General features: G+C 62.5%; 21 protein-coding genes. 9 read left to right on the top strand and 12 right to left on the bottom strand.

Annotated features, from left to right (window positions below):
• Positions 1-13: 13 nt before the first annotated feature.
• The 3 genes from CLH61_RS07560 to CLH61_RS07570 form a co-directional block, all read right to left on the bottom strand.
• Positions 14-2,275: a glycosyltransferase gene (locus CLH61_RS07560; protein ID WP_099614089.1), complete on the bottom strand. Its 2,262-nt coding sequence runs from the start codon at positions 2,273-2,275 to the stop codon at positions 14-16.
• On the bottom strand, positions 2,272-3,357 hold the full coding sequence (locus CLH61_RS07565; protein ID WP_099614090.1) for a lysylphosphatidylglycerol synthase transmembrane domain-containing protein: 1,086 nt from the start codon (positions 3,355-3,357) through the stop codon (positions 2,272-2,274). Before CLH61_RS07565 ends, CLH61_RS07560 begins: the two co-directional genes overlap by 4 nt.
• Positions 3,358-3,429: 72 nt before the next feature.
• Positions 3,430-4,107 carry a GntR family transcriptional regulator gene (locus CLH61_RS07570; protein ID WP_099614091.1) on the bottom strand — a complete coding sequence of 226 codons (678 nt, stop codon included), beginning with the start codon at positions 4,105-4,107 and terminating at the stop codon, positions 3,430-3,432.
• Positions 4,108-4,281: 174 nt separating this feature from the next.
• Here CLH61_RS07570 and gloA point away from each other — a divergent pair, with 174 nt between their 5' ends.
• On the top strand, positions 4,282-4,830 hold the full coding sequence (gloA, locus tag CLH61_RS07575; RefSeq protein ID WP_099614092.1) for a lactoylglutathione lyase: 549 nt from the start codon (positions 4,282-4,284) through the stop codon (positions 4,828-4,830).
• Between the two features lie 21 nt (positions 4,831-4,851).
• Here gloA and CLH61_RS07580 read toward each other — a convergent pair whose 3' ends face one another.
• From CLH61_RS07580 to CLH61_RS07600, 5 genes are all read right to left on the bottom strand, one after another.
• A complete protein-coding gene (locus CLH61_RS07580) occupies positions 4,852-5,814 on the bottom strand; it encodes a DMT family transporter (RefSeq protein WP_099614093.1) in 963 nt (320 codons plus the stop codon).
• Positions 5,811-6,464 carry a LutC/YkgG family protein gene (locus CLH61_RS07585; protein WP_099614094.1) on the bottom strand — a complete coding sequence of 218 codons (654 nt, stop codon included), beginning with the start codon at positions 6,462-6,464 and terminating at the stop codon, positions 5,811-5,813. The genes CLH61_RS07580 and CLH61_RS07585 overlap by 4 nt, the downstream gene beginning before the upstream one ends.
• A complete protein-coding gene (locus tag CLH61_RS07590; RefSeq protein ID WP_099614095.1) occupies positions 6,461-7,924 on the bottom strand; it encodes a LutB/LldF family L-lactate oxidation iron-sulfur protein in 1,464 nt (487 codons plus the stop codon). Before CLH61_RS07590 ends, CLH61_RS07585 begins: the two co-directional genes overlap by 4 nt.
• A complete protein-coding gene (locus CLH61_RS07595) occupies positions 7,921-8,700 on the bottom strand; it encodes a (Fe-S)-binding protein (RefSeq protein ID WP_099614096.1) in 780 nt (259 codons plus the stop codon). The genes CLH61_RS07590 and CLH61_RS07595 overlap by 4 nt, the downstream gene beginning before the upstream one ends.
• A 147-nt stretch (positions 8,701-8,847) precedes the next feature.
• Positions 8,848-9,117 carry a ComEA family DNA-binding protein gene (locus tag CLH61_RS07600; RefSeq protein WP_099614097.1) on the bottom strand — a complete coding sequence of 90 codons (270 nt, stop codon included), beginning with the start codon at positions 9,115-9,117 and terminating at the stop codon, positions 8,848-8,850.
• A gap of 598 nt (positions 9,118-9,715) precedes the next feature.
• Between CLH61_RS07600 and CLH61_RS07610 the strand changes: the two genes are divergently transcribed.
• Complete coding sequence (locus CLH61_RS07610) at positions 9,716-10,903, top strand: YbfB/YjiJ family MFS transporter (protein ID WP_099614099.1); 1,188 nt, start codon at positions 9,716-9,718, stop codon at positions 10,901-10,903.
• Positions 10,904-10,910: 7 nt separating this feature from the next.
• Here CLH61_RS07610 and CLH61_RS07615 read toward each other — a convergent pair whose 3' ends face one another.
• From CLH61_RS07615 to CLH61_RS07625, 3 genes are all read right to left on the bottom strand, one after another.
• Positions 10,911-12,590: a GMC family oxidoreductase gene (locus tag CLH61_RS07615; RefSeq protein ID WP_099614100.1), complete on the bottom strand. Its 1,680-nt coding sequence runs from the start codon at positions 12,588-12,590 to the stop codon at positions 10,911-10,913.
• Between the two features lie 58 nt (positions 12,591-12,648).
• Positions 12,649-15,207 carry a DUF2339 domain-containing protein gene (locus CLH61_RS07620; RefSeq protein ID WP_099614101.1) on the bottom strand — a complete coding sequence of 853 codons (2,559 nt, stop codon included), beginning with the start codon at positions 15,205-15,207 and terminating at the stop codon, positions 12,649-12,651.
• An 81-nt stretch (positions 15,208-15,288) separates the two neighbouring features.
• Entirely contained in the window at positions 15,289-15,741 is a 453-nt protein-coding gene (locus CLH61_RS07625) for an Lrp/AsnC family transcriptional regulator (RefSeq protein ID WP_099614102.1), read from the bottom strand.
• A gap of 370 nt (positions 15,742-16,111) precedes the next feature.
• On the opposite strand from CLH61_RS07625, the gene putA reads away from it, so the two are divergent.
• From putA to CLH61_RS07645, 4 genes are all read left to right on the top strand, one after another.
• Positions 16,112-19,741 carry a bifunctional proline dehydrogenase/L-glutamate gamma-semialdehyde dehydrogenase PutA gene (putA, locus tag CLH61_RS07630; RefSeq protein ID WP_099614103.1) on the top strand — a complete coding sequence of 1,210 codons (3,630 nt, stop codon included), beginning with the start codon at positions 16,112-16,114 and terminating at the stop codon, positions 19,739-19,741.
• A 224-nt stretch (positions 19,742-19,965) separates the two neighbouring features.
• On the top strand, positions 19,966-20,595 hold the full coding sequence (locus CLH61_RS07635; RefSeq protein WP_099614104.1) for a LysE family translocator: 630 nt from the start codon (positions 19,966-19,968) through the stop codon (positions 20,593-20,595).
• 126 nt (positions 20,596-20,721) lie between these two features.
• Positions 20,722-21,213 carry a sll1863 family stress response protein gene (locus CLH61_RS07640; protein WP_228152563.1) on the top strand — a complete coding sequence of 164 codons (492 nt, stop codon included), beginning with the start codon at positions 20,722-20,724 and terminating at the stop codon, positions 21,211-21,213.
• A 45-nt stretch (positions 21,214-21,258) separates the two neighbouring features.
• Positions 21,259-21,438: a hypothetical protein gene (locus CLH61_RS07645; RefSeq protein ID WP_099614106.1), complete on the top strand. Its 180-nt coding sequence runs from the start codon at positions 21,259-21,261 to the stop codon at positions 21,436-21,438.
• Positions 21,439-21,451: 13 nt separating this feature from the next.
• Here CLH61_RS07645 and CLH61_RS07650 read toward each other — a convergent pair whose 3' ends face one another.
• Positions 21,452-21,907, bottom strand: a complete 456-nt coding sequence (locus CLH61_RS07650) for an aminoacyl-tRNA deacylase (protein ID WP_099614107.1) — start codon at positions 21,905-21,907, stop codon at positions 21,452-21,454.
• Positions 21,908-22,316: 409 nt separating this feature from the next.
• On the opposite strand from CLH61_RS07650, the gene CLH61_RS07655 reads away from it, so the two are divergent.
• The 3 genes from CLH61_RS07655 (at position 22,317) to CLH61_RS07665 (ending at position 25,515) form a co-directional block, all read left to right on the top strand.
• Complete coding sequence (locus CLH61_RS07655; protein ID WP_099614108.1) at positions 22,317-23,630, top strand: fibronectin type III domain-containing protein; 1,314 nt, start codon at positions 22,317-22,319, stop codon at positions 23,628-23,630.
• 99 nt (positions 23,631-23,729) lie between these two features.
• Positions 23,730-24,584: a putative RNA methyltransferase gene (locus CLH61_RS07660; RefSeq protein ID WP_099614109.1), complete on the top strand. Its 855-nt coding sequence runs from the start codon at positions 23,730-23,732 to the stop codon at positions 24,582-24,584.
• A 40-nt stretch (positions 24,585-24,624) separates the two neighbouring features.
• Positions 24,625-25,515 carry a DMT family transporter gene (locus tag CLH61_RS07665; RefSeq protein ID WP_099614110.1) on the top strand — a complete coding sequence of 297 codons (891 nt, stop codon included), beginning with the start codon at positions 24,625-24,627 and terminating at the stop codon, positions 25,513-25,515.
• Positions 25,516-25,519 lie beyond the last annotated feature (4 nt).

Here is a 25,519-nt window from a genome sequence, read left to right on the forward strand (position 1 = left end):
ACGTCACGGTAGTCTAAACCGATTCCCGCGAGCGGTGAAAGGCTGCCTTGGCACGCTCGCGATCCTTGTGGAAGCGGGCCTGGACTTCGGCATAGATCTGGCGGACGTCGGTGGCGAACTGCTCCACGGAAAAGTCCCGGGCGAACTGCAGCGCATTGGCTGACAACTCCTCGCGCAGCGGGTCATCCTCCAGCAGGCGGCGCACCTGTTCACACCAGGGCTCCTGGCGCTCCGGTGTCTTGAAGCCGTTGAAGCCCTGGCGGACCACGTCATCGATTCCGCTGGAGCGTACCGCAACCACCGGTAATCCTGCTGCCATGGCCTCCAGAATGACCATGCCCTGGGTTTCCGATTTGGAGGCAAACAGGAAAACATCCCCAAGCCGGTACCAGGTCGGCATTTCGTCCGGAGGCACTGAGCCCACCAGGGTGCAGCAGGCCTCCAGGCCGAGTGATTCGATTTTATCCTGCAGGCGCTGGCGCTGGTGGCCGTCACCGATCATCAGGAAGCGGAAGGGACGCCGGACCTGCTGTTTCAGCGCCGCCAGGGCGTCAATCATGAAGTCGATGTTCTTCTCATTGGACAGGCGGGACACGCTGATAAACACGGTTTCATCGGTAAGTCCGAGCGACCGTCGCAGCTTGTCCACCTCATGCTCGTCGACTGCACGGAAGCGCTGGTATTCAATGCCGGTAGGTTGCACGAAGGTGGGGGTTTTGACCCCGATCATCCGCAGGTATTCCTCGGTGGAGTAGGTGGGCACGATGACCCCGTCACACTTGTTGGCAAAGCGCTTGATCAGTGCGTGGGAGATCAGGTTACGGAACAGCATGCCGGGCAGCGGCACAAAGTGGGCGTAATGTTCGAGCCGGGTGTGGTAGGTATACACCGCCGGTATGTTCAGCCGCCGGGCGCTGAACAGCCCGAGTGATCCCAGCCAGAACGGGTGGTGCAAATGGACCAGGTCCGGCCTGAAAGCCCGTACGCGTTTCTGCAGCCGTGGCAGGAAGATATTGGCGAGGCGGAATTCCCGGTTTTCACCAAACGAAAATAGCGAAGGTACCCGTACCACGTGGTCTTCCTGGCGGGGCTGGTCCTTGTAGCGGGGCGCCACCACCAGCACGCTGTTGCCCAGCGCCTGCAGACCGCGGCGCAGCCGCTCAATGGAGATCGGAACACCGCCGATGAACGGCAGGTAGTTGTTGGTGAACATGGCCACCCGCACCGGTTTTTCCAGCCAGGGTGTCGGGTCGAGGTCGTAGTCCGGGTAATAGTTTCTGCCCACGAACACCACCGAGTACAGCTTGATGGCAATCACCAGGAACAGGCTGACCAGCAGGAAAAAGTTTACGTACCCCACATAGAACAGGGAGTAAATGAAGAACCACAGGCTTTCCAGAGTTTTCAGCACCGGATGCTGGCCTACCTCCAGACGTTCCAGGTCGGTGCTGATGGTACCGTCACTCTTAACCGACACCTTCACGAAGTGATAGAAGCTCACGTCGTTGTTCAGCACCAGGCCGCCGGCGCCGCCGGTGGTGATGTACTGTGTTCCTTCATGGCCGGTGTTGGAATAGACCGACAGGTTGGCGGAAAACACGGCATTGATCCGGTAGCGTTTGATGGCGTCCAGCAGGGCGGCGCGGAATTCCGCCGGTTGCAGGTAATCCTCGTCCTGCTCGAACAGGGCTTCTTCCGAGGCCTCCAGGGGCGGGTGGCCAATGAACAGCAGGCGCTGGCCTGACTGGTCATCCTGCAGCAGGTCGTCGAGCCAGCGGAGCTGCCATTTCCAAGGGGTTTTGCCGGTGCTGTCGAGGAAGATAAGGCGGCTGTCGCCCACCCTTACGCTGAAATAGTGCGGGCCAAAGTGATCGTAGAAGCGGTAACTGCCAAAGCTGCCGTATTCGTTGGCACCGAAGGTGAGCAGGTAGGGCATGGTCAGGTGCAGGAGCGTGCCATGCAGGGCGCGGTACTTGTCTTCACTGCCGTCCGTGACCGCATTGCCTGCCGACACCAGGAAGTCCACCCCGGAGGCGTTCAGCATGGGAATCATCTGGCGCTCGAAGATACCCACCGAGTTGTTGATATTGCCGACGACAGCAAAGCTGAAACTTTCCTTGTCGGCGGTACGCTGCTGGATCCGTTCGATCTGGTCGGTATGCAGGGCTTCAAACTCGGGCTCGAACAGGTTCAGGTAGGCTTTGTAGCCCACCAGCAGGACGACGAGCAGCATGTTGATGTAGAACAGGATCCGTAACGGGCTCTGGTATCTCATCGTGTGTCCATGGACTTTGGGGTCAGTTCCTTCTGCATCAGCCCTCTCTGCATCAGGATGAGGCCGATCAGCATCCCGGTGTAGATCGTGAGCACCCGCCAGCTGATGGTCACCAGCAGCAGGTGGCCGGGCGTGAGGATGCCGCTGAAGAAGCTGCCGAAGACACCTTCGGAGATGCCCGAGGCGCCCGGCGTTGGTGAGAAATACATGATGAATGTGGTCACCACCATCAGCCCGACGCTAACCAGATAATCTACATCATAGTCGAGACTGACCATCAGCAGCGCCGGGAAGCTGAACAGGCTGAGCAGAAACAGAAAGGTGAAGCACACCGACAGCACCACGCAATGGCGGGGGCCGTGCAGGTATTCACCAAAACTGCGAGCGAACCGCAGCATTTCCCGTCGGGCCTTGAAGTGCCAGCGGCGGTGGCGACGCTCACCGATCAGGTGCCAGCGATGCAGGAGGTCCAGCGTGCGGGCCAGCGGACCGATCAGCCAGTGGGTGCGGAACAGCACGACGGCGAAGAATCCGAGATAGGCCACGATCAGAACCGTCAGCACGCCACCGATCCGGGCCAGCAGACGCTGGCCCTGAAGGACGTCCAGGGTCAGCAGGAATACCGGTGTCAGCGAGAAAATAAAGGCGATGGCCAGTACGGTGCGGATGGTGGTGGCGGCCGTCGCCCGGCCAATGGATACCCCGTGCTGCTGCAGGTACCAGACCTGGGCAAAGCCGCCACCGGTGGCCATGGGCGTCACGTTGGAGAAAAACAGGTTGATAAACACCAGCCGGAAGATCACCGGGAACGGCAGCCGGTAGCCAAGGGCGCGCAGGGTGTAATGAAGGCGCAGGCCATCGGCGGCGAAGTACACGGCGAGCAGGGTAAGGATGGCGAGGAGGTTTTGCGGGGCCAGCAGTTTCCAGTCAAAGGTCAGGCTACGGCCGGCAAACTGGTCGTAGACAGCATAGAGACCGGCAGCGGTCAGGGCAATGAACAGCAGGGCAAACACCATGAGCCGGCCGGCCGAGGTGCGCTCGCGGTAGTGTTCGGTAGCCTGTTCCCTGGTCTGCTCAGTCATTGCATGCCCACCGTGGAGTGACAGGCAGTGTACTTGCAGGTACCGGGGGGTTGTCCAGACCTGCGGCGCCGGTTACTGACCGGCGGCCTCGTCCCCGGTCAGGGACTGCTGGATCAGTTGTTTCTGGTGGTTGGCGAACCCGGTGATCTGCTTTTCCGCTTCGTCCGCATCGCGGTTGAGCACGGCCCGGGTCAGTTTCAGGAAGAACTCGCCGGTGCGGTCGAGGTCCTGGCGGTAGCGGTCCGCGCTCAGGTAATAGGCCCGGCTCACGGCGGGCTTGAAATTGGAGAGGGCCTCCGTGAGGTAGGGGTTGCCGACCACCTCGCAGCAGGTCTCCATTACGCTGAAACTGGCCTCAACTGCGGCGGTGATGTCAGCCTTGCGGGCCTGCATCTGCTGCGTTACCCGGGCGACCGACTGTACCAATGACTCCCGGTCTTTCTCCTGCCATCGTTCACACAGCCGCCGGGCCAGCATGATCAGCAGGTGCATGTAAACGTCGTACAACTCCGCCGCATGGCTGGCATCCAGCACCGAGGCCGAGGCGCCCTTGCGGGGTGTGATGTCGGCCAGGTGCCAGCGTTCCAGGGTGTACAGGGCTTCTTTCACCGACGCCCGACTGACTTTCAGCTCGGCTGCGATGGTGGCTTCCTGGATCCGCTCACCGGGCCGGATCTGTCCGGTCATGATGCGCTGGGCCAGGTAGTTGGCAATCTGTTCGGCAAGGGTGTTGGGTGCCTGGAATTCCATGGAGTCGCTCTGGGTATCGTTGCGCCTGCGCGAATGGCGCGAGTTTAGCACAGACTCCGGCTTGCTTGCTCCTCTGGCTCTTTGGCCGTCGTGATCGCCGGGCCCTTGAAATCCTTCCCTGTTGCACACAGGTATAAGGTTCAGATAACGCCAGCCAACCAGGGAAATTGAACCATGCCCAAACATTTCGAGCAGGCACCGGGCCTGCACGACGCGCCTGTTCCGGAGACCGAAGGTTACGTCTTCAACCAGACCATGATGCGGATCAAGGATCCCGAGCGCTCGCTGGATTTCTATACCCGGGTGATGGGGATGCGCCTGGTGCGCAAACTGGATTTTCCGGAGATGGAGTTCACCCTGTACTTTCTTGCCTACCTGGATGACCGCCAGGCCGCCACCGTACCGCTAGACGATGCCCATCGCACGACTTATACCTTCGGTCGCGAGGCGATGCTGGAGCTGACCCACAACTGGGGCACCGAGAAGGATCCGGAGTTCAGTTACCACAACGGCAATGACCAGCCCCAGGGCTTTGGCCACATCGGAGTGGCGGTGCCGGATGTCTATGCCGCCTGCGACCGCTTCGGCAAGCTGGGCGTGGAGTTCGTCAAGAAGCCGGACGATGGCAAGATGAAAGGGCTGGCGTTCATCAAGGATCCGGACGGCTACTGGATCGAGATCCTGCAGCCGAACATGCTGGAGAAACAGCGCCGGGGCGAATGATTCCGCCGTTTGGCGGCGCCGTCACGGGGTGCCTGGCGAGGTGTCTGGGGCGGTGTCTGGCGAGGTGCCTGCGCGCTTTCCCCGGACACCGCTGTTAGAGGCCACGATCACCGCGATGGTGAGGATGATGGCGCCGCTGATGCCGGTTACCCCAAGCACTTCATCGTGGAAGATCCACGCCAGCAGCGCCACAAACAGCGGTTCCAGCGTCACGATGATACTGGACAGCGTGGCCGGTGTGGTTTTCATGGCGGTGAAAAACAGCACATACCCCAGGCAGGTTGGCACCACGCCGATGTAGCCGACCATCAGCCAGCCTTGCAGGCCCAGCGTGCCCAGCCCGCGGAAACCGCCGCTGGCCGCCACCACCGGCAGCAGGATCAGTGCTGCGGTCAGAAAACAGATGAACGCGGTGGTAAAAACCGGAGTTCCGGTGGAATTGTAGCGGCTGGTCAGGGTAAAGCCGGTATACACCAAGGCCGCCAGCAGCGCCATCAGGATGCCCGCCAGCCGGAGCCGGCCCGCGGTATCCATATCGCTGACCACCAGCATGGCGGTGCCACCGATCGCCGCGATCAGCGCAAGCACCGTTACCAGTCCAGGACGCTCACCCAGTAACGGTGCGGCCAGCAGGGCAACCATGACTGGCGGCAGGCAAAGCGAGATCAGAGTGGCAATCCCCGCCCCGGTGAGATCCACCGCCAGCAGGTAACTGCCCTGGTAGACCGACTGAAACAGCCCCAGGGCCGCCAGGGGCAGCAGGATCCGCCAGTTCAGCAGCTTGACGGAGCCACCGCCGGCGCGGCGGTTGCGTCGCAGTTCTGCCACCATCAGCAGGAAGAAGAATGGCAGCGCTACCACCAGCCGTAACAGGGCCAGCGCCAGTGGCTGCAAGTCGGTATCGTTGAACAGGAATTTGGCAACAATACCCGTGGTCGCCCAGAGCAGGGCCGCCAGGGCGATCAGCAGTGCACCTCGGATCATTCAATAACCAGTACGATAAGTTCTTTGGGTCCGTGGACGCCGTAAGCCAGAGTCTGCTCGATGTCCGCGGTTTTGGATGGCCCGGAGATTAACAGCGCATTGGTCGGCATGCCAGCGGCCCAGTTCTGGGCAAGCATGGCCTGGTGGAAAGTGGCATACAGTTCGCTGGCCTGCAGGACGGCGATATGGATGGGGGGTACCAGGCTCATCAGCCGCGGCTCAGCCACCGTCGGCCACAGAATGAGCGAGCCGGTCTCGGCAATTCCGCCGCGGGTGGAGGTGATGGCTGCATCCACCTCATTGAACAGGGTGGGCTGCCAGCTACTCACCGGCTCATCGTAGACCAGCAGATCGGGGAGGTCGTCACGGCCGGCCTCTCGCAGGCGCGTACCAAGGTCGTGTTGTCCGGAGATCAGCAAGTTGCGGGCACCCCGGCTCTGCAGGATTTCCGCCAGCCGGTCAATCCAGCCGTCGGCCGTCACCCGGTGAACCTCACCATGGACCGACTCGATGGCTTTCTCGAACAGGTCCAGTTTCTCCGCCGTGGTCCAGTCTGGCCGTTGCAGGACCGAGAAATCCACAGCGGGTGCCGTCAGCTGGCCTCCGGCGCGATGGCGCAGGCGGTTGAGGATCGTCTCTTTGGCACTCACCGGTTGCGCTCCTTCAGTTGCTCGTGGAGGGTTTTCGGCGCCAGCTTCGGTGCGGTACGGAAGCGGGTCCAGGCGCCAAGCTGGCCCGGTTGCAGCTTGTGGAACCGGGCTGCCAGGCCGGTGCCAAACCGGTACGCCCCCGGACGGCTGTGCATCCAGCTCCAGCCCTTCCAGATCATCGCTTCTGCCCGGCCCCGCTTGGCGCCGTGGCCGGGGACTCTGGCCGGGTGCAGCTTGTCGCCATCAACAGATTCCTGCCGTAACCGTACCAGGAGGTCCGGAATCGGAATCCGTACCGGGCAGACTTCACCACAGGCGCCGCACAGGCTGGAGGCGGTAGGCAGGTGGCGGCCTTCGTCGAGTCCGATCAGGTGGGGCATCAGGATCTTGCCAATGGGGCCAGGGTAGGTGGTGCCATAGGTATGGCCGCCAACCCGGGTGTACACCGGGCAGTGATTCATGCAGGCGCCGCAGCGGATGCAGCGCAGGGTGTCCAGCAACTGGTCGTCCTGGTAAATCGACGAGCGGCCATTGTCCACCAGCACCAGGTGGACTTCTTCGGGACCGTCCAGCTCGTCTTCCTTGCGGGGGCCGGAAATCATATTGAAATAGGTGGTGATGTGCTGGCCGGTCGCCGAGCGGGTCAGCAGGGCGAGCAGGGCGGTGACGTCTTCCAGCCGTGGCACCACTTTCTCGATGCCGGTGACCGCGATATGGCAGGGCGGCACCGTGGTGGTCATGCGCCCGTTGCCTTCGTTTTCCACCAGACACAGGGTGCCGGTTTCCGCCACGGCGAAGTTGACCCCGGACACGCCAACGTCGGCGTTCATGAATTTTTCCCGCAGCTGCTGGCGGGCGCTGGCGGTGAGGTATTCCACATCGTTGGACAGGTCGGTGCCGGTTTTCTCGTGCATCAGCTCGGAGATTTCGGCGGTGTTCTTGTGGATGGCCGGCATGATGATGTGGGACGGGGTCTCATCCGCCAGTTGCACGATGTACTCACCCAGATCGGATTCCAGGGCCTCGATGCCACGGGCTTCAAGGTAATGGTTGAGTTCCATTTCCTCGGACACCATGGATTTTCCCTTGATCACGCGTTTGGCGCCACGGGCAACGCAGATGTCCCGCACGATCTGGCAGGCTTCATCACCATCGACCGCCCAGTGCACCCGGATGCCGTTTGCCGTCAGTTTCTGCTCCAGCTGCTCGAGCAGGTCCGGCAGGTTGGCCAGTGCACGCAGGCGGATATTGGCGCCAAGGTCCCGCAGCGCCTCAAGATCCCAGCCTTCGAAGGCGGCGGTCCGCTTTGCCATCAGACCATCCATGGCCTTGCGGAAGTTCTGGCGGATTTTCGGGTTGTGGATGGCGGCCCGCGCCCGGTTATGGAAATCCCGCACGTCGACCTGGTGGCCGGCGTGAACGCCTGCCGCCGGCTGGCTTACTGTCTCGCTGCTGCTCATGAGCGTTTGCCTCCCTCGCCGCCGGTCCGCTTCCAGAGGAAGCTGAGAATGTGCTGGCCGGTCATCGGCGTGCCAGCTTTTTCGGCATGGCCGGCGATATTCATCAGGCAGCCGCAGTCGGTAGTGACAAACTCCCTGGCGCCGGCATCCACCAGGGTCGTCAGTTTCTCGCTGACCATGGCGCCGGAAATCTCCGGGTGGCGGATGGCGAAGGTGCCGCCAAAACCACAGCACTCTTCCGGGCGGGCCTGTTCGGCGAGGGTGACGTTGGTCAGCTGGCCGAGCAGGGCTGGTCCGACTTCGGCGATCCCCATTTCCCGGCGGGCCGAGCATGAGGTGTGCATTGCAACGGTGGTGGGCTCGCCCAGATCCTCCAGTTTGATGTGGCAGACGTTGAGCAGGAAGTCAGTCAGCTCCCAGACCCGGCCGGCAATCTCTGCTGCGAGATTTTCGAACGGGGTATCCCGGAACAGGTCGGGGTAGTGCTTGCGCATCATGCCGCCACAGGATCCGGAGGGCACTACAATCGGCCAGTCCTGCGGGAACAGGCCGAGTTGGGCGGCGGCGACGGTGCGGGCCTCATCGTGATAGCCCGACGTGTAGGCCGGTTGTCCGCAACAGGTCTGATCGTCAGGGAAGATAACCTCGATCCCTTCCCGCTCCAGCAGCCGGATGCCGGCCATGCCGGCGTCCGGGTAGAACAGGTCTATCAGGCAGGTACCGTAGAAGTACACTTTTGAGGGCTTGGCGGGATATACCCTGATTGGATCGACCATAACGCAGTGCCGCTGTTGAGCCAGTTGGTTTTGTTATCAACTTACGATAGGCCGCGGCGTTTGGCCTGTCCAGAGGACATTTCGGGCTCGGGGTAACTTTCGGGCGCGAACCCGGTCGGTGGCGGGGACAAGCCCCGCCGGCCCGGATCACTTGATGGCAAGCCGGTCCGCATTTTTTTCGACGGTGCGGCTGCCAATACCTTTGACATTGGCCAGTTCCTCCGGGGACTGGAAGGGGCCGTTTGCCTCACGGTAGGCCACAATGGCTTCGGCCTTGCTCTGGCCAATGCCATTGAGGCTGGCGAGTGTTGCCACGTCGGCGGTGTTGATGTTGACCACGGCAGGTTCGGCGTAGGCAAAACCGGTAAACAGACTGAACAGCAAAACCAGCGTGGCGATAATCGGGGTACGTTTCATTGTTGACTCCTGAGACAGATTCCTTTCTGAGGGTGCTACTGCACACTCCATGTTGTTAAGCACGGGCGGATGCGCCGGGCGCAGGCCTGTGCGTCGATGGTTCAGGAAATCGAGCAGGTCGGAGGGCGGCTCGGGTTCGCCGGCGTTTGCGCGGCACCGATGCCGGTTAGGCAACCAGGCGGTGGTCGATCAGAAGGGCAGGCGAGGTTGGCGTCGGCAAGGCAGGCCTTGGATGCACGGAGTAGGACCACTGTCCGTGTGGTCCTGAATCCGTGGCTAACCCTGTGCCTGGTCCATCAGGCGGCGCGGTTCCTCGCGCTGTCTTCCCTGCAGTTCCTCCATGAACTCACTGTCCTGTGAGCAGTCCCCGATCCGTGGGGAAATCTTCCCTGAGCTCGCATCCATGCCAGCTGTCATCCCTGACACCAACCATTCTAGCGGGGATGCTGTGCCGAGGAATGAGACATCACCGGGGCCATCTGTGAGAGATCTCCTACAGTTATGTGCGCCATGTTCCACGATGCGGGATTTGGCGAAACGGAAGACATCCGGCCTGATTTTCCCTAACCTGAGGCCACAGATGGGACAGAGACACTTCATGATAACAACAACAGACAAGCTCAAGGTTTTGATCGCCAGCGTAATTGCGGTGGTGGTCACCGTTGGTATTGCCCGGTTCTCCTACACCCCGATGATCCCGGAAATGGTGGCGGGCGTGGGCCTCAGCCAGACGGTGGTCGGCCTGCTGGCTACGGTGAACTACGCCGGTTACCTGACCGGCGCCCTGCTGATTTCGCGGATCAGCGACATGGGGTTGAAAGTGAGGCTCTATCAGTTGGGCCTGCTCGGAGCGGTGGTGACCACCGCGTTGATGGGGTTCACCACAGAGGCGTGGCTCTGGTACCTGCTGCGTTTTGCTTCGGGGCTTAGCACCTCCACCGGAATGCTGCTGGGTGCGGGCCTGCTGATGAGCTGGCTGCTCAAGCACAACCAGAAATCCGAACTGGGAATTTTTTTCTCCGGCATTGGTCTTGGCATCGTGCTGACTGCAGTGCTGGCGGAAGTGATCCGGGAGCGCTTTGCCTGGGATGAGCAGTGGGTTATCTACGGCCTGGCTGCACTGGTGCTGTTGCTGCCGATCTGGCGCTGGACGCCGGATTACCGGGCCTGTGCCATGCCCCGCAAGACCGGCGACAACAGTGAGTCGGATCGCAGCCGGTTTATCTTCATCCTGCAGCTGGCGTACTTTTGCGCCGGTGTCGGATATGTGGTCACCGCCACGTTTTTGGTGGCGATTGCCGAATCCATGCCGGCACTGGCCGGGCGGGGCTGGCAGGTCTGGCTGGTGGCAGGACTGGCGGCGACGCCGGCCTGCTGGCTGTGGGATGTGTTTACCCGTCGCTGGGGCCACTGGTCAGCGTTGTATCTGGCCTATGTCCTCAATGCGGTCAGCATCCTGATGCTGGTGCTGGATACCAGTCTGGCCAGCGTGATGCTGAGTTCGCTGATTTACGGCGCCAGTTTCATCGGTATTGTGAGCATGGTGCTGGCCATGGTCGGGCGGGTCTACCCGGAGAACCCCTCGCGCCCCATGAGCCGTCTCACCTTCAGCTATGGCATCGCCCAGATTCTGGCGCCGGCCATTGTCGGGTACCTTGCCGACGCCGAGGGTAACTACACCAACGGGCTGTTGATGACCCTGGTGGTAATGGCGCTGGGGGTCGTTTTCGTGGCGGCCGCGCACCGTCATCAGGGTAAGGCCGGCGCGCCTGCACTCTCCGGCTGAACGATGGTCATTCGCCCGCCAGAATCCAGCCGGCGGCCTTCTCCGCGATCATCAGGGTGGGGGAGTTGGTATTGCCGCTGGTGATGGTGGGCATCACGCTGGCATCCACTACCCGCAGGCCAGCGACGCCCTGCACCCGCAAATGTGAATCCACCACGGCCATCGGGTCCTCCGCGCGGCCCATGCGGGCGGTGCCCACCGGATGGAAAATGGTGGTGCCGATGTCGCCGGCAAGGCGGGCCAGCTCCTCGTCTGTCTGATATTGCGGCCCGGGTTTGAACTCCTCGGGCTGGTATCGGGCAAAAGCCGGCTGGCTGGCAATGCGCCGGGTCACCCGCAGCGAGTCGGCTGCCACTTTGCGGTCTGCCGCCATGCTGAGGTAGTTGGGGGCAATGGCGGGGGCTTCCCGGGGGTCGCGGCTGCGGATGCGCACCGAGCCCCGGCTGGTCGGATTCAGGTTGCACACACTGGCGGTGATGGCGGGAAAGTTGTGCAAGGGCTGGCCGAAGGCCTCCAGGCTCAGCGGCTGCACATGGTACTGGATGTTGGCGTGGTCAAACTCCGCCGAACTGCGGGTAAACACGCACAGCTGGGATGGCGCCATACTCATCGGGCCGGAGCGTCTGAGCAGGTATTCGAGGCCGATCCGGGCCTTGCCCAGTAACGAGTTGGCCATGGTGTTCAGGGTGACTGCACCTTGTACCTTGTAGACCGAGCGGATCTGCAGGTGGTCCTGCAGGTTTTCGCCCACGCCGGGCAGATCGGCCACCAGCGGGATGTCAAACTCCTGCAGCAGGTCTGCCGGCCCGATGCCTGACAGCTGCAGCAGTTGCGGGGAACCGATGGCGCCCGCCGACAGGATGACCTCCCGGGTGGCCGCCGCCAGGATGTCGTCACTGCGGCCTGGTCGCCGGACCTTCACCCCGGAACAGCGAGGCAGGTCGCCATGACCGCTTGCCATGACCAGTCCCATGACCTGGCTGGAATGCCAGACGGTCAGGTTCGGGCGCCGTGCGGCACTGCGCAGGAAGGCCTTGGAGGTGTTCCAGCGCCAGCCGGAGCGTTGGTTGACCTCGAAATAGTCCACCCCTTCGTTGTCGCCCCGGTTGAAGTCCCGGGTGCGCGGCACGCCGGCTTCTGCCGCAGCGGCGGCAAAGTCTTCCAGTACCTGCCATTTCAACCGTTGCCGTTCGACCCGCCACTCGCCGCCGTGGCCATGGAAGCCGCCATGGTCCGCGTCGGCATCACCGCCGTTATCGAGGCGGTGGTGGTCTTCGTGGCGCATGAAGTCGGGCAGGCAATTGTCCCAGGTCCAGGCGTCGTCGCCGGTAACCTCGGCCCAGTGGTCGTAGTCCCGGGCCTGGCCGCGGATATAGAGCATCCCGTTGATACTGGAGCAGCCGCCGAGAGTCTTGCCGCGGGGATAGATCAGCGAGCGGCCGTTCAGGCCCGGCGCCGGCTCGGTGCGGAAGCGCCAGTCGGTGCGGGGGTTGTCGATGCAGTAGAGGTAACCCACCGGGATGTGGATCCAGTGGTAGTTGTCACGGCCCCCGGCCTCGATCAGCAGTACCCGGTTGGCCGGGTCGGCGCTGAGCCGGTTGGCCAGCAGGCAGCCGGCAGTGCCGGCGCCCACCACAATGAAGTCGAATTCAACCGGTTGCCCATGTGATTTGTTGTTGTCGGACATGGTGTTTTCCTGTGTTCCTTAGTTGGAAAGCGGCCGTTGGTCAACGGATCCTCGGGGCTCAGCCCATGATGGTCTGGCCGCCGCGGTCTGGTTGTTGTGGAGGTATCGGAGCTTGCCGGGTCAGCCACTGGTGCAGCCAGGCGAGCGCCAGCAGGGTCAGCCCCAGCCCCATGAACGAGGCGACCCGCCAGAGCCCGGTGAGGTCGGACATATCGACCAGGAACAGCTTGGCGACCACCACCAGCAGCAGGGCCATGCCGCCGTTGTACAGGGCCCGGCTGTGCCGCCAGCCGCCGCCGATAACGGCAGCGGAGGCGAGCAGCAGCCACACCGCCGAATAGGTATAGAGCTCGCCAACCGGGGTGACATTGGCCAGGCTCAGTTCACCCTGCCACAGATGGCGGATTTCCAGTGAGACGAACAGCAGCAGGTTGACACCGGCCAGCAGTCTCGCCGTGGCACCGGCGGTGCCGCGCAACAGGTAGCCGCCCGCCAGGAGTAGCAGGGTTGGTAGTCCGTAGCTGAGCAGCAGCAGGTTCCACAGCGGCGTCGTGCCGACCGGTGCGTTGCTCCACAGCGGGTTATGTGCCAGCACGACAAACAGCAGGTAGTTGCCGCCGGCGGCCGCCAGGTGCAGCCCGGCGATTACCCGGTAGAAGCGCTGCAGGTAACGGCTCATGCCCGCCCGCACCTGATAGAGCAACCCGGCACTGCCCCAGATTGCAGTGTTGAGGCTGGCTTCCAGGAAGCTGTATTCGGCGCGGAAGATGTCACCGTCATATAGCCAGTAACGCACCTCGGCGGCCAGGGTGAGCACCAGCAGGTGGGCGCCCGCGCCCTGCAGCCAGGCCTGCATCTTGTGGTTGTGGCGCAGAATCCAGGCGGCCCAGAAGGCACATAGTGTTGCGCCGCCGTAGGTCCAGAGGGACCAGTGGGTATCACTGCTGTAGCCTGGTAACCAGGGGTTGAAGGTCAGGCGACAGATCAGCACGGCCAACAGTAAGCGGATGACCCAGCCCAGCAGGGGGAGCTGGTAGTAGCGCTGGAGGGCCGCAAGGCTGATCAGCTGTGCTGCCAGGGCAAGGGTGAGCGTAGCGTTGCTGAACCAGGTGACCGCAGCCAGTGACAGGCCGAGGTGGGCGGCACTGATCAGGATCACGCTGATCAGGTCGGCCGCCTGGCGCTGCACACTGAGTTTCGCCAGTGCCAGGTAACCCAGCGCCAGCACTGCCGCCGCGCCGCCCCAGGTCCAGTCGGCGGTGAAGGCGGTAATCAGGTAATAACCCAGGGTCACCATCAACAGGGGCGCGGCGCAGCCAAGAGTGGTCCAGAACGCTGGATAGCTTGCTTTTCGCCACACCAGGGTAACCGCAACGCCGGAGTAGAGCAGCATCAGCAACACCAGCCGGGGGATCAGCAGGGCCTGGGTTTCGGCGCTGGCTGCCACGAACTGCCACCGGTCGCCGTTCCAGCTCAGCAGGGGCAGGATCACCGCCAGCGCGGTGAGGCCCAGTAGCAGGGCCGGTAATGGGTTCAGCTCGGGGCGGCGGCTGGCGGCAAGCAGCAACAGCAGCGGCATCAGCAGCAGCGTGGAATAGCTGCTCCCGCCAACCGTTTCCAGCGCCAGGGTGCTGCCCTGGGCGAGCACCAGCAGCAGTAACGCCGGAGTTGCTGGCCAATTGCGTTCGCCGTGGTTGTCCAGCAGCAGTCGCCACCAGGGCCGGCCCGCGGGTTGCCGCTGCTGGCGCAGCAGCCAGTCCTGGCCGGGTACGGCGAGGAACAGGTAGCCAAGTACCAGCAGGTAGAGCGAACGGACGCCGTCTTCCGGCGCTGTCCACAGGGTGAGCCCCCACCAGGCCAGGCTGCCACCGATCACGCCCAGCCAGAGCCAGCGGCGCTGCACATAAGCCAGCAACCACAGGGAGAACAGACTGAGAATACAGATATAGACCAGCGCGATTTCGATCCGCCCGGAGCCGGTGCTGACCAGCACCGGTACCAGGTAGCCGCCCAGCATCCCCAGCGCCGCAAGCACCGGACCGTGACGCAAGGCCAGCGCCAGCGAGCCGAAAGATACCAGTGCCATACCGCCGAAGATCAGCCCGGGTGAAACTTCCGGCAGCAACCGGAAGGCGGCGAACAGCGCGGAATACAGGATGATGCTGGCACCGCCGGCCAGAGCCGCGAAGACATTGTGCTGGCCCCGGGTCCGGCGCAGCCATTCGGCCGCCAGGTGCAGGGCGCCACCGGCGATCAGGGACAGATTGATGCGTGCTGCGGGGCCGAGCAGGCCCTCTTCGATGGAATAACGCACCATGAAGACGCCTGCCAGGCCGACGCAGATGCCCCCGAGCCAGATCATCCAGTTGTTGCGGATACTGGCATCAAGGCGCGCAGAGATCGTCCGGTGTCTGGCGGGTTCCCGCTGTGCGCGGGCACCTCGGACGGGTTGCGGAGTGGGCTTGGGAGTGGGTTGGGGAGTGGGCTGCAACTGCTGTTCCAGTTGGTCAATGCGCGCGCGCAGCCGGCGCAGCTGCAGGAACGAGTGGATCCCGAGAACGGATCCTGCCAGCACGACCACCGGCAGGATTGCTAAAAACAGCCAGAGTATATCCATTAACTCACGTTTCCTTTAACTCACAGTCCGTTGCTGACTCACAGTCCGTTGCCGGTTTGGTCCGGTGCGGCCGGATAGCGCTCAGAGCCCCGCATCCCGTACGTTCTCCATGACCACGAAGGTGCTGGTCTGGAGCACGTGGGGCAGGGCGGAGATTTCTTCCCCGAGAACCTGGCGGTATTCGGCCATGTTCCGTGTTCTCACCTTGAGCAGGTAATCGAAATTGCCGGCGATCATGTGGCACTGTTCAACGGCCGAAATCTGTTTCACCGCTTTGTTGAACGCGGCCAGCGCCCCGCTGCTGGTGTCGTTCAGGGTGACCTGGGCAAAGGCGATGTGGCTCAGCCCGAGCTTGGTCTGGTTGACCAGCGCGGTGTAGCCGGTGATGTAGCCCTGGTCTTCCAATCGCCGCATCCGCACCTGGCAGGGAGTTTTCGAGAGCCCGACACGGGAGGCCAGCTCTGTCACGGTGGTCCGGGAGTTCTTCTGCAGCTCGCGGATGATGGCGTGATCGATTCTGTCCAGTTCGACCATGATTTTGTTTCCTGGCTGTCGTAATGGCTATTACGGACTTTGAATGTAACCAAAATACCTTTCCGGTGCTTCTGCGGCCAGCGCTTTGAATGGTCACGTGTTATGGCCGCGGGTGCCGGGATGGCCCCGGAGCCCCGGGATTCCTGCAAGTCAGGGGCTTGGCGACTATGCTGAGAAGACCGGATGTGCCGCCGCCGTTTTCTTGTGGTCTAAGCCATTTCGTCTAAATGTCGCCATATTCGTAGATAAAAAACAAAATATTGGCGATCAAAAAAGACAGTATGGCGGGTGTATCCGAATTCTACAGATAAATAGTCTATGTCGTTCTCGGTAGAATGCGAGCGAGACAAACAACTATGAGGGTACAACTATGAGACCGCAGCAATCAGCGACTCCCGCACTTGTCGATAGCCGCCAGGCCATTCGTGACTACTACCTGGCTGACGAATATAAGGTGATTCGCGAGTTGATTGCTGACGCCCGGTTGTCCCGGGCCGAGCGTGAGGCCATTTCCGCCCGCGCGGCGGACCTGGTGCGCAGCGTACGCAAGAACGCCAAGCCTACCATCATGGAGAAATTCCTCGCCGAGTACGGCCTTACCACCAAGGAGGGGGTGGCGCTGATGTGCCTGGCTGAAGCCTTATTGCGGGTGCCGGATAACACCACCATCCACGCCCTGATTGAGGACAAGATCACCTCCGGGAACTGGGGCGCGCACGTAGGTAAGGCGTCGTCATCCTTTATCAATTCCACGACCCTGGCGCTGCTGATGACCAGCAACCTGCTGAAGGATTCCGAGCGTCATACCGTGGGCGACACCCTGCGCAAACTGGTCAAGCGGCTGGGCGAGCCGGTGGTCCGGACGGTGGCCGGCCAGGCGATGAAGGAAATGGGGCGCCAGTTCGTGCTCGGCCGGGACATTGATGAAGCGCAGGCCGAGGCCAAGAGCTACATGGCGCGGGGCTACACCTACTCCTATGACATGCTGGGGGAGGCGGCGCGCACCGATGCCGATGCACTGCGCTACTTCGAGTCCTATGCCGCTGCCATTGATAGCATCGCCAGGGCCTGCGAGGGCGACGTGCGCAAGAATCCGGGCATCTCTGTCAAGCTGTCTGCCCTGCACGCCCGTTATGAGTTTGGCCACAAGGAGCGGGTGATGGCGGAACTCATGCCCCGTGCCCTTGAGCTGGCCAAAAAGGCTGCCGCCGCCAACATGGGCTTTAACATCGATGCCGAGGAGCAGGACCGGTTGGACCTCTCGCTTGAGGTGATTGAAGCCATACTGTCTGACCCGGAGCTGGCGGGCTGGGACGGTTTTGGCGTAGTGGTGCAGGCGTTCGGCAAGCGGGCGTCCCATACCCTGGACTGGCTCTATGCGCTGGCTGAGAAGCTGGACCGTCGCATCATGGTGCGCCTGGTCAAAGGCGCCTACTGGGACGCCGAAATCAAGCGTGCCCAGGTGATGGGACTCAGTGATTTTCCGGTGTTTACCCGCAAGGCCTGCAGCGACGTTGCCTATCTGTCCTGTGCCAGAAAGCTGGTGGGCATGGCCGATCGCATCTATCCGCAGTTTGCCACCCACAATGCCCACTCCGTTTCGGCGGTTCTGGAGCTGACCAGGACCGCGGGGCTGACCCATTACGAGTTCCAGCGCCTGCACGGCATGGGGGAGTCCCTCCACGATCAGGTGATGCAGGAGAGCGGCGTGCCCTGCCGGATTTATGCCCCGGTCGGCAAGCACAGCGATCTGCTGGCCTACCTGGTGCGTCGCCTGTTGGAGAACGGCGCCAACAGCTCGTTCGTGAACCAGATCGTCGACACCCGCATTACACCGGAGGAGATTGCCAGGGATCCCGTCGATACTGTTCTGGCGATGGGTGAGAACATATCCAGCAAGGCGATTGTGCGACCGGCAAACCTGTTTGGTCCCGGGCGCCGTAACTCCAGGGGCTGGGACATCACCGATCCGGTCACGGTTGCGCAGATCGAGGCTGGCCGCGGTGCGTTCCGTAACCATCGCTGGCAGGGTGGACCGGTGATTGCCGCCGAGGTCACCGGAGCGGAGGTTCAGCCAGTGCACAATCCGGCGAATCCGGACGACCTGGTCGGCCATGTGACCCAGGCCTCGGCGGAAGATATCGATGCCGCGATTGCCGCTGCCCGGGACGGTTTTGAGGCCTGGTCCGCCACCCCGGTGGAGGAGCGGGCGGCCTGTATCCGCAAGGTGGGTGACCTGTTCGAGCAGAATGCTCACGAGTTGTTCGCGCTGACCACCCGGGAGGCCGGCAAGTCGCTGCTTGATGCCATTGCCGAGATCCGCGAAGCGGTGGATTTCTCCCAGTTCTATGCCAACGAAGGGCTGCGTTACCGGGACAGCGGAGCCGCCCGTGGCGTGATGTGCTGTATCTCGCCGTGGAACTTCCCGCTGGCGATTTTTGCCGGCCAGATCCTGGCAAACCTGGCGGCTGGCAACGCGGTGGTGGCCAAGCCGGCGGAACAGACCTCGTTGCTCGCCATTCGCGCGGTGGAATTGATGCACCAGGCCGGTATTCCGAAGGCGGCGATCCAGCTGCTGCCGGGCACCGGTGCCACCGTCGGTGCCGCAGTGACCTCGGACTCCCGCATTGCGGGTGTGTGCTTTACCGGCTCGACTGCAACGGCGCAGCGCATCAACCGGGCGATGACCGAAAACATGGCGCCGGATGCGCCGCTGGTGGCGGAAACCGGTGGTCTGAACGCGATGATCGTGGATTCCACCGCACTGCCCGAGCAGGTGGTGCGGGACGTGCTGGCGTCCTCGTTCCAGAGTGCCGGCCAGCGCTGCTCCGCCCTGCGCATGCTGTATGTGCAGAAGGACATTGCCGGACACTTGCTGGAAATACTCTACGGCGCCATGGAAGAGCTGGGCATCGGCGATCCCTGGCTGCTGTCCACCGATGTGGGGCCGGTGATTGACGAGACCGCGAAGAAGAAAATAGTCGACCACTGCGCGAAGTTTGAAGCGAATGGCCGTCTGCTGAAAAAGCTGCCGGTGCCGGAGAGCGGGCTGTTTGTCTCGCCGGCAGTGTTGAGTGTGAGTGGCATCGAGGAGCTGGAAGAGGAAATCTTTGGCCCGGTGCTCCATGTTGCAACCTTCGAAGCCAGGGATATCGACAAGGTGGTGGATGCCATCAACGCCAAGGGCTACGGCCTGACTTTCGGTATTCACAGCCGCGTGGACCGCCGCGTCGAACGTATTGCCAGCCGCATCCGGGTAGGCAATACCTACGTCAACCGCAACCAGATCGGTGCCATTGTGGGCTCCCAGCCCTTCGGTGGCGAGGGCCTGTCGGGTACCGGCCCCAAGGCGGGCGGACCGCAGTATGTGCGCCGCTTCCTGCAAGCGGCGACGGTTGAGCGCGCGGCGGAAGCCGGCGCCCGTGCGGTGGACGGCAAGGCGTTGCAGAAACTGCTCGGCAAACTGGATGCGCTCGCCGCACCGGCACCGGATGCCCGTCTGGCGGCACTGGAGCCGATCTTCGGTAAGGTGCCGGCGCCGCTGGATGCCCATCCGGAGGACATGCCGGGGCCGACCGGCGAGCTCAACCGGCTCTCCAACCATGCCCGCGGTGTGGTGCTGTGCCTTGGCCCGGATCAGCAAACCGCACTGGAGCAGGCTGCGACGGCCCTGTCACAGGGCAACAAGGTGGTGGTGATTGCGCCGGGCGTTGAGGATACCGTTAACCGCGCCGCCAACGCCGGACTGCCCATCGTGGGCAGTGACGGCCTGCTGGTGCCCGAGGCACTGGCGACGGTAACCGGTTTCGAGGCGGTGGTGAGCTGTGGCGAGCCGGCGCTGCTGCGGGAGTATCGCCAGGCGCTGGCACAGCGGGCCGGCGCGTTGCTGCCGCTGATTACCGAACACACTCTTGACCAGCGCTACGTCATCGAGCGCCACCTGTGTGTCGACACCACGGCTGCGGGCGGTAACGCCAGCCTGATTGCCGCCTCGGAATAACGCGGCGGCTGTTGTTGACGAGCGGGGACAGACCGAAGGTCAGTCCCCTTGGGCGGTGATGTGCTGGGGACTGACCTTCGGTCTGTCCCCGGTATTCCTGCGCCCCGGGGATTGCAAACGCCATCGCAGAGTCGGATAGTTCAGGGTCAACCTTTCACCGCTACCGGGTTCCGCACCGGTATCCGGTAGCCGCCAACTTCCGCCAGCTGAGTGAGCCCCCGAAATTGTTAGTCCTGAATGTCCACCTGTTGTCTGCCTTTATCCCGACGTTCTTCATGGTGTCCATCACCCCCGGCATGTGCATGACGCTGGCGCTGTCCCTGGGTATTACCATCGGTGTGCGGCGGGCCATGTGGATGATGGTGGGGGAGTTGCTGGGTGTCGGCCTGGTGGCCACCGCATCGGCGATCGGCGTTGCTACCTTCATGCTGCAGTACCCGACGGCTTTTACCGTGTTCAAGTATGCCGGCGGCGTGTACCTGGCCTGGCTGGGGCTGCAGATGTGGCAGTCGCGGGGCAAGATGGCAATGCCGGAAGAAGACACCGTACCGGTGCTGAGTTCCAGGCTGCAACTGGCGTTGCAGGGTTTCGTGACCGCCATTGCCAACCCCAAGGGCTGGGCTTTTTTTATCGCCCTGCTGCCTCCGTTTATTGACAGTACCTTACCCATGGCCCCCCAGCTGGCGGCACTGGTACTGATTATTCTCGGGCTGGAATTCCTTTGCCTGCAACTCTACGCCCATGGCGGCCGCACCCTGCGGCGGGCCTTGCAGAATGGCGGTGGTGTGCGGGTGGTTAACCGGGTTGCCGGCAGCCTGATGGTGCTGGTAGGCGCCTGGCTGGCCTTCGGTTGATCCGCTACCCGGCACGGGGTGGCGGAGATGTAATGTGCGGGTAAGGACGCCAGGGCCGCCGGCTTCTACACTGTTGGAACAGGTGCAGACGATCTTTCGTGAGTCGCTGTCTGCCGGGAGAGGAAAATGGCAAAACATGTCAAGGTAACATCTCTGGTCCTTATGCCGGTTCTTGCGCTGGCCCTGGCCTCGGGCGGTGTACTCCGGGCCGAGGAGACCGGGGATTCGTCGGTCGAGACCCTGCAGGAGGAAACCCGCGAGCTGGGCCAGGCGCTGCAGTCCTACGGTGCCGAGCAGAAGGATCAGGCCGAGGATGCGATCAACCGGACGCTGGATGCGATCGATGCCCGTATCGAGACCCTGGACAAGGAACTCGAGGAGAACTGGGACGACATGAGTGAGCTGGCGCGGGAACGCTCCCGTAAAAGCCTGGAGTCGTTGCGGGAACAGCGGGCTCGGGTCCAGTCCTGGTACGATGAGCTGAAAGCCAGTTCGGCGTCGGCCTGGGAACGGGCGCGACAGGGCTTTTCCGAAGCCTACGAGGCCTTGTCAAAACGCTGGAATGAGGCGGAACAGCAGATCGAGCGGGATTCGGACAAGCGCAACAACAGCATCTGACCGGGGTGGCGCCCGCCCCGCGGTGAGGTTATCGGGGAGGGAGTGATGCAGACCTTGCTGATCATTCTGGCGGTACTGTTTGCGGCGTTGTTCGTGTTGGTCCCGCTACTGGAGAAATTTTCGCCCAAAGGCAAGCCGCAAGACTATCGCAGGCTGAGCCGGTTTATTTTCCCGCTGCTGGCCCTGCTGATCGTCTTGCAGCTTATCGCCTACTATTTTTTCTGATGCTGCTGTAGCCTCAGAAATGCACCACGTGCGGATGAACCAGGCGCTCAAAGTCCTGGTAGCTCATCTGCATCACCTCATCGTGACTGCCCGCATTGAAGGAAATCTTCTCGTCCCGCCGCAGGTGCTCGTTGACGAAGACTTCCATGTTGTACAGATTGCCAAACGGTGGCATCGCGCCTACTTCACAATCCGGAAACGCGGCGAGCATTTCGTCTTCCGTTGCCAGTGCCAGGTTCTGCTCGCCGAGCGCCTGTTTCAGCTCGTCAAGGTGCACCCGGTCTGTCGACGGCATGACGGTCATCAGCATCCGGTCATTTGCCTTGATCAGAACGGTCTTGGCAAATTCGCGGCCCGGTGTGTGGGTGGCCTGCGCGGTTCGCATGGCATCCGCTGTCGGGACATGTGGCTTGGTCTGGTACAGCACCTGGTGGTTGTCCAGGTAGCTGCGGAGTTTCTGGCTGATCATGGCGTGGCCCTCCATATGACGTTTTTCGCAACCCGGTTCAATGGAAGTATGGCTGTTCGCGACTGGATTGTAGGATCAATCGTTTATCAGGAAATGGCGGAAGCTCCCTCTGACTATAAGCCCGTCGGGCTTCGTTTGAATTTGTAACCGCCCTCTGCGGCCGGGCGGGGAACTGGTCACCGGCAGCGCCCGGCGTGACCGGTGTTTCCAATATTTTTTAATGCAAAAACATAGTCTTGCTGGCTGATGGCCAGGCTGAATTCATTGTGACCTTTCGTGGCATTGAGTGCGCTTTTGTAAGCGTCAAATTGTTGACGAATTGCGTGTCAAAAAGCAGATGTACTGCTCAAAAAACAGCCGCCCGGAGATCTAGGATTTTTGTACCAAAACTGAGATCCGGTACGAAATCATGTCTTCGAACGTCAAGAAACGCGTGCAGCAGGGACTGCTGACCCTTCCTCTGGTCGCCTTTATCTCCGGGTGTGGTCTGGCCGGCAGTAGTGCCGACAGCAGCACAGACAACCGGATGTCGTCCCAGACTGCGGCAACCGACCAGCCCGAGGTTCGCGTCGCCGGCGCGGCGGTGAAGGGGGTGATCCGGCAGGGACTGGTAACTGCCAACCGACTGGTGTCCGACAAGTCCGGAACCTATCAGCTCGACCGTCTGGCCGCAAAGCCGGTCCGTACCGACAATGATGGTCGCTACGAGCTGCGGCTGCGGGGCCAGGCCGAAGGCTGGGCGCTGGTAGAGCTGACCGCCGATGCCAGTACCCGGATGGTTTGTGATGTAGTCCCTGCCTGCGAACAGGCCAGCGGAGAAGCGGTGGCGTTTGGCCAGCCCTTCCAGCTGGATAGCGCCATTGTGCTGCGGGGCGCCGGCGATCTCACCCGGGACGCAATCTATCTGACCCCGCTGTCGCAACTGGCCATTGCACTGGCTGAGCGTGCCACCAACGGTTACTCCCCGGAATCCCTGCAGGCCGCGTACCAGACGGTTGAAAACTGGTTCGGACTCAGCGCCGGTGCCCTGCGGCTGGCACCGCCGGACCTGACGCAACTCGATCAGGCGGGTGATGTGTCCGCCGATGCCCTGCAGGTTGCGGTGATGAATGCGGCGTTCCTCGCAGTTGTGAATAACAACGCCAGATGGTCATCCCTGGGTGATGTGCTGGATGACATGGCGGGCCAGATTACCCAAACGGGACAGCTGGCGATTCTGGGTGATGGCAGTAACCTGGCGCTGTCGGACATCCTCGCGGCGGCTGCCGTGCAGGCCTCCGATCTGCAACAGACCGTGGCGTCCGGGACCCTGAGCCAGAAACTTGTCATTGTCGAATACCGTAATGTGCAGCGCTTCAAGACGATTGCCGGTGTTTATGGCACCGACGGCAGCACCGTTGCCGACGGTTCCGGCACGACCGGCGCTACAGGTGATACCGTGGCGGGGCTGCCCGCCAACTCCGCCCTGCTGAGCTGGCAGGCGCCGCTGACGCGGGAGAACGGGGTCAGCCTGAGCATGGGGGAGATTGCCGGTTATGAGGTGGGCTATGGCCCGTCACCGGACAACCTCAGCCAGAGCCTGGCAATAGGTGACGCCTATGTGGATGAACTGCTGATTGACGAGCTGTCCGCCGGCACCTGGTACTTTGCGGTCCGTACCCTGGATGCCGAGGGCAACCGCAGCCGCTGGTCAGAAGTGGTCAGCAAAGTCATTTCGATCTGACGGTGATAACGGGGTGGCCGGACGGGTATAATCCTCGGTCCGGCCCTGGCATTGCCTGGCCGGTCTGTGCTGCCTAACCCATCGTCAGGAAACCGGCCAATGAGTATCGTCCCGTTTGAAGCGCTGGCCTGTCCCCTGGACGGCGTTCCCCTCCACCGTGAAGGTGCGGCCTGGCGCTGTGCCGGTAATCACAACTTTGATATTGCCCGCCAGGGCTATGTGCATCTGCTGCCCGTGCAGAACAAACGCTCGCGGGAGCCGGGCGACAGCAAGGACATGGTCGCGGCACGCCAGCGCTTTCTGGATGCCGGCTATTACCAGCCGATTGCCGATGCGGTCGCCCGGGCCGCCCTCGAGGGCGTTTCACCCGGGAGCACGCTGGCTTGCCTGGACGCCGGCTGCGGAGAAGGTTATTACCTGCGCCGCCTGGCTGCGGTGGCCGGTGACAGTCATACCCTGGCGACCCTCGGTCTCGATATTTCCAAGTGGGCGGTGCTGGCGGCGGCCAGGCAGGACAGGCGGCCGAGCTGGGTGGTGGGCAGTAATGCCAACCTGCCGGTGCTGCCGGCCTCCCTTGACCGCATCCTGTGCCTCTTTGGCTTTCCGGTCTATTCCGAGTTCGCCCGCGTTCTCCGGCCGGGTGGCAAACTGCTGCAGGTGGACGCCGGTCAGGATCATCTCCGCGAACTGCGGGAGATCATTTATCCCTCCGTCAGGGAGGACTCGAAGACAATCACCCGGGCCCCCGACGGTTTTCGTCGTGCCGGCACGGAAGACCTGCGTTTTACCCTGCACCTCGCGGGCGCCGGACCGATCGCCGATCTGCTGGCGATGACCCCCCACCTCTATCGCGCCAGCCCGGAGGGGCGGGCAAGGGCGGCCACCCTCGAAACTTTGTCCGTCACTGTCGATGTTTGCCTGCAAATCTTTGAGCGCTGTACCTTGACGGACTGATCGCCCATCCACTGTGCCACGGGGAGCTTCCCGGCCCATTATGCCTGCTGTCTTCTACGCTTACGCTGTTCCTGCCCTGTTTGTCTGGTTGTGGAGTACCGGGTTTATCGGTGCCAAGTACGGGCTGCCCTATGCCGAACCGTTCACCCTGTTACTGATCCGCATGCTCAGTACGCTGGTGCTGCTGGGTGGGCTGGTCTGGCTGATGAAGGCGCGGTGGCCCGGCTGGCGTGGGGTTGGCCACACCGCCATTACCGGGCTGCTGGTGCATGGCTGTTACCTGGGCGGGGTGTTCTACGCCATTGATGGCGGCATGCCGTCCGGGATCGTGTCGCTGATCGTGGGCCTGCAGCCGCTGGTAACGGCATTGGCAGCGGTGCTGGTGCTGGGGGAGGCGGTGGCCGTGCGGCAATGGACAGGGCTGATACTGGGGTTATGTGGGGTCAGCCTGGTGCTCGCGGAGAAACTGGGCAGCCCGGGGGAACTGGGCGGCTTTCCGCTTTGGACATTGATGGTGGCGCTGCTGGCGTTGGCAGGCATATCGCTGGGCACGGTCTACCAGAAAAAGCACGGCGGGCAGATTGACCTGCTGACCGGCACCTTCATCCAGTACACCGCGGCATCGGCGCTGTTTGCCCTGGGGGCTTTCACCCTCGAGACCCGGGAGGTCGTCTGGGCGCTGCCCCTGCAGTTATCCCTCGCCTGGCTGGTGCTGTTCCTGTCCGTTGGTGCCATCCTGTTACTGATGTGGCTGATCCGTCGCGGTGCTGCCTCCCAGGTAGCCAGCCTGTTCTACCTGGTGCCGCCGGTAACCGCCGTCGAGGCGTTCTGGCTGTTTGACGAGCGGCTGGGCTGGCTGGCAATGCTCGGTGGCGTGTTGTCGATCATCGGCGTGGCGCTGGTGGTAACCCGGCCCGCCGGACGTCACTGAGCCA

It is taken from the genome of Marinobacter profundi, assembly GCF_002744715.1.
Classification (GTDB): domain Bacteria; phylum Pseudomonadota; class Gammaproteobacteria; order Pseudomonadales; family Oleiphilaceae; genus Marinobacter; species Marinobacter profundi.

Bases quoted from the DNA above. Each gene is read 5' to 3' on its own strand.
- CLH61_RS07560 (WP_099614089.1), bottom strand. From the start codon at position 2,275: ATGAGATACCAGAGCCCGTTACGGATCCTGTTCTACATCAACATGCTG.
- CLH61_RS07565 (WP_099614090.1), bottom strand. From the start codon at position 3,357: ATGACTGAGCAGACCAGGGAACAGGCTACCGAACACTACCGCGAGCGC.
- CLH61_RS07570 (WP_099614091.1), bottom strand. From the start codon at position 4,107: ATGGAATTCCAGGCACCCAACACCCTTGCCGAACAGATTGCCAACTAC.
- gloA (WP_099614092.1), top strand. From the start codon at position 4,282: ATGCCCAAACATTTCGAGCAGGCACCGGGCCTGCACGACGCGCCTGTT.
- CLH61_RS07580 (WP_099614093.1), bottom strand. From the start codon at position 5,814: ATGATCCGAGGTGCACTGCTGATCGCCCTGGCGGCCCTGCTCTGGGCG.
- CLH61_RS07590 (WP_099614095.1), bottom strand. From the start codon at position 7,924: ATGAGCAGCAGCGAGACAGTAAGCCAGCCGGCGGCAGGCGTTCACGCC.
- CLH61_RS07595 (WP_099614096.1), bottom strand. From the start codon at position 8,700: ATGGTCGATCCAATCAGGGTATATCCCGCCAAGCCCTCAAAAGTGTAC.
- CLH61_RS07600 (WP_099614097.1), bottom strand. From the start codon at position 9,117: ATGAAACGTACCCCGATTATCGCCACGCTGGTTTTGCTGTTCAGTCTG.
- CLH61_RS07610 (WP_099614099.1), top strand. From the start codon at position 9,716: ATGATAACAACAACAGACAAGCTCAAGGTTTTGATCGCCAGCGTAATT.
- CLH61_RS07615 (WP_099614100.1), bottom strand. From the start codon at position 12,590: ATGTCCGACAACAACAAATCACATGGGCAACCGGTTGAATTCGACTTC.
- CLH61_RS07620 (WP_099614101.1), bottom strand. From the start codon at position 15,207: ATGGATATACTCTGGCTGTTTTTAGCAATCCTGCCGGTGGTCGTGCTG.
- CLH61_RS07625 (WP_099614102.1), bottom strand. From the start codon at position 15,741: ATGGTCGAACTGGACAGAATCGATCACGCCATCATCCGCGAGCTGCAG.
- putA (WP_099614103.1), top strand. From the start codon at position 16,112: ATGAGACCGCAGCAATCAGCGACTCCCGCACTTGTCGATAGCCGCCAG.
- CLH61_RS07640 (WP_228152563.1), top strand. From the start codon at position 20,722: ATGGCAAAACATGTCAAGGTAACATCTCTGGTCCTTATGCCGGTTCTT.
- CLH61_RS07645 (WP_099614106.1), top strand. From the start codon at position 21,259: ATGCAGACCTTGCTGATCATTCTGGCGGTACTGTTTGCGGCGTTGTTC.
- CLH61_RS07650 (WP_099614107.1), bottom strand. From the start codon at position 21,907: ATGATCAGCCAGAAACTCCGCAGCTACCTGGACAACCACCAGGTGCTG.
- CLH61_RS07655 (WP_099614108.1), top strand. From the start codon at position 22,317: ATGTCTTCGAACGTCAAGAAACGCGTGCAGCAGGGACTGCTGACCCTT.
- CLH61_RS07660 (WP_099614109.1), top strand. From the start codon at position 23,730: ATGAGTATCGTCCCGTTTGAAGCGCTGGCCTGTCCCCTGGACGGCGTT.
- CLH61_RS07665 (WP_099614110.1), top strand. From the start codon at position 24,625: ATGCCTGCTGTCTTCTACGCTTACGCTGTTCCTGCCCTGTTTGTCTGG.